Origin of the sequence: Lysobacter daejeonensis GH1-9, from assembly GCF_000768355.1 — a bacterium.
Classification (GTDB): domain Bacteria; phylum Pseudomonadota; class Gammaproteobacteria; order Xanthomonadales; family Xanthomonadaceae; genus Aerolutibacter; species Aerolutibacter daejeonensis.
Map to the genome: position 1 here is coordinate 1 of NZ_AVPU01000062.1, position 3,029 is coordinate 3,029.

3 protein-coding genes are annotated in these 3,029 nt (G+C 57.2%); 2 read left to right on the forward strand and 1 reads right to left on the reverse strand.

What is annotated here, in order from left to right; all coding sequences use genetic code 11:
* The coding region (locus N800_RS14885) for an IS110 family transposase (RefSeq protein WP_156963024.1) at nucleotides 1–606 on the reverse strand (606 nt) is incomplete at its 3' end.
* Nucleotides 607–1,994: 1,388 nt separating this feature from the next.
* On the opposite strand from N800_RS14885, the gene N800_RS14895 reads away from it, so the two are divergent.
* Complete coding sequence (locus N800_RS14895; RefSeq protein ID WP_036140464.1) at nucleotides 1,995–2,417, forward strand: DUF3806 domain-containing protein; 423 nt, start codon at nucleotides 1,995–1,997, stop codon at nucleotides 2,415–2,417.
* A 68-nt stretch (nucleotides 2,418–2,485) separates the two neighbouring features.
* The gene (locus tag N800_RS15745) at nucleotides 2,486–2,998 is read left to right on the forward strand and encodes a DUF1697 domain-containing protein (RefSeq protein WP_084087753.1); all 513 of its coding nucleotides are present in this window, start codon (nucleotides 2,486–2,488) and stop codon (nucleotides 2,996–2,998) included.
* Nucleotides 2,999–3,029 lie beyond the last annotated feature (31 nt).

Below are 3,029 nucleotides of genomic sequence, written 5' to 3' on the forward strand. Positions count from 1 at the left end.
CGCCAGCATGGTCGCCTGAAACACCGGCCCCAGTCCCTTGCTGGAGCGCAGCGCGGGCGTCGCGTGCTGCTTGATCAGGGCCTGCACGGCGCGATCGATGGCTGCCAGTTCGCGCGCCAGTGCCGCCACGGTGCGCGCCGTCAGCGCTCGGACGGCCGTCGACGCCATCGCCGCTTGCTGCTTCTGCGCCTGCAGCACCACCACGACCTGGCCGCGTCGCCGCAACCAGTCGCGTAACTCGCGCTGCCAAGGCTGAGCTGCCGCGTACGGACGCAGGCGATCGGCGAACAATCGCGCCATCAGCGCCAGCAAACGGGCATCAATGGCATCGGTCTTGGCCAACTCGCCAGTCGCGCGGGCAAAGTCGCGTGCTTGACGCGGGTTGACCCGGGCCACCCAAAGACCGGCGTCGCAACACGCCTCCAGCAGCGGCTCCTCATAGCCGCCAGTGGCTTCCACCACGATCCGTGAGGCGCCAACGGCTTGCAGCCGCTTCACCAGCTTCGCGATGCCGCTGCGGCTGTTGGCAAACCGCGCCACGGCCGGCATCCCATCCATCGCCATGCCCAGGTTAGCCTTGCCCACGTCGATGCCCACTGCCGCCATGCCCGTTCTCCGCTACAGTTGAGGGGTCGAGAGCATCGCGCCCGAGGCCCACGCTTATCAGTTCGAGGGAAACCTCGATCAACTGTCCGGGCGCAGGACGCGAGATCCGGCGTGCGGCCCCTGCTGAATTACGGTGGTGCTGACACCGAGGCGTTATCGGGCGCGCACGCCGGGCTCTCGGCACCTAGGGTAGGGATTACTCAAGACATAAGGCGTTAGCACTTACTGGGGAGTTCATGCGCTCGTTAATTGTTTTTGCTCTAGTAGCTCTCATTTCCGCATGCTCTACGGTGTCCAGCGGGTCTGGTGGCTGGATTGAGCCAATGGACGCAATTCGTGCGGCAAACGAAGATCCGTTGTACGGGGTGCGGGGCCAATTCGTTCTCACAGTTAAAGCAATTGGGTCGCAGGATGGCCGGACGTACCTGAACTCCGAGAAGGACTACCGAGATCAGCGATGCCTGACAATAGAAATGCCAAGCTCGATGGTTCCACGATTGGAACAGCGTCTTGGCGTCAAGTTGCAAGACGTCTTGGGTCGTCGGGTCGTTGTACTTGGCGTGGCAAAGCGGACCAGGATTGACTTCGTCAGAGATGACCGCCCTACGGGCAAGTACTACTATCAAACGCATGTTAAAGCTGACAGTCCAACTCAAGTTGAGTTCGCGGACTGAGTGCTAACAATTCATTCAAGCCGAAGACACTCCGTGTCTCGGCTTAATTCTAGCGTTAGGCCGCTGATGATGATTAGTCACGTTCTTGAGAGATTCGCAGAGTGGGAACACCTCGGCACGAAGGAATCCGACACAGGTTCACGCCTGATAGCGCATATCCCTAGGGATTTCCCACAAGCCTATCTGCATCGCTTCTTTGCTCCTGTCCCGGAGTCCGCCTGGCTAGCTTATGGCCCGGCACTTACCGGCCAGCTTCACGAGCTCTTTTCGAGCTGCAATGGCCTTTCGCTGTTCGGTTCACTGTCTCTGTGGGGGCTGCGTGGCCACTATGCCCGAGACCTATCCGCACAGTTTGAGCCATTCGATCTGGCTACACATCACTCGGAGTGCACCCGCATTTTCCATCGGCTGCAAGATCACGAAGAAGATGATCGAGTGTTCTTTGGCAGCTACTCTGAGGACGGATCGGCTGTCTTTACGCGGCAAGCTTCATTAGAGATATATCGGGTGCCACGGGATTCTCATCAGTTCACTAATCGCTGGCCGGACCTGCCGACCTTCCTGCACAACGAGTACGATCGCCTTGATACGTTGTTTACGCGGGCCGGCTACCGGGCGGATGAATGCGCGAGCACACTCCCCCAGCGCGCGGCCTAACATTTCATTCAAGCCGAAGCCGCTTCGCGGCTCGGCTTAATTCAGGCGTTAGGTACTATGACCCAGAATATCGAAGACCTGACCCCAGAAGACTCTGCGGACGTCGAAGCCAAGCGCGACTGGGTCCGTGGCCACTATGAGCCACAGGCCCAGCACAAGTACGAGACGGTTGATGGAAAACTCGCCTTGTTGGACGCAATTTTGGAGAACGGATGGGTGTCAGCCGAGGACACGCTCAAGCTTCAGTGTCTCGGAATCACTTTTGGAGACGCCTTGGCCCAACATCTCGGTCTGACCTGGGTAGCGGTTCAAGACGAGTACGGGCGCGACCCTGCTCTTAGGTTGGACGGCACTTCGGTTTTGGTCTTTCCATTGACAGCTATATCCAAGCGCATTGAGCGAGGAGAAGCTGTCGACGTCTTTGACCTCTTCAATGCTGCGTGCTCAACAATCCAGGACACGGCGCAGCATAGTGCCTAACACATCATTCAAGCCGAAATCGCTTCGCGCTTCGGCTTAATTCTGGCGTTAGGCCCCAGGAGCAACACATGCCCCGCTACGTTGCATTTCTACGCGGTGTTAGTCCAATGAATGCCAAGATGCCTGAACTCAAAGCATGCTTTGAGAGCATTGGCTTTACTGCCGTAAAAACAGTTCTGTCCAGCGGAAATGTGATTTTTACGAGCACCCAAAAGACCGAATCCGCCTTGGTCAAGGCCATTGAATCCGGCATGGCCAAACACCTCTCTCGTAGCTTTCCCGTCATTGTGCGTACTACTGAGCATCTACTTGCCATACTCAGGACTGATCCCTATTCCGGCTTCATTTCGCCAAATGCAAAGCGTGTTGTGACCTTCTTGAGTCAACCTCATCCAGAAAGTCTTTTGTTGCCAATAGAACTTGATGGCGCTCAAATCCTAGCCGTGAAGGGCAGTGAAGTGTTCACTGCGTACGTTCCAAACGAACGCGGCCCAATCTTTATGACACTCATTGAAAAGACGTTCGGGAAGAGCGTCACAACACGCACATGGGACACTGTCAAAAAATGTGCGGCGGCATGAGGCTGGGCGGTGAATTCAACCACCAAGTGCG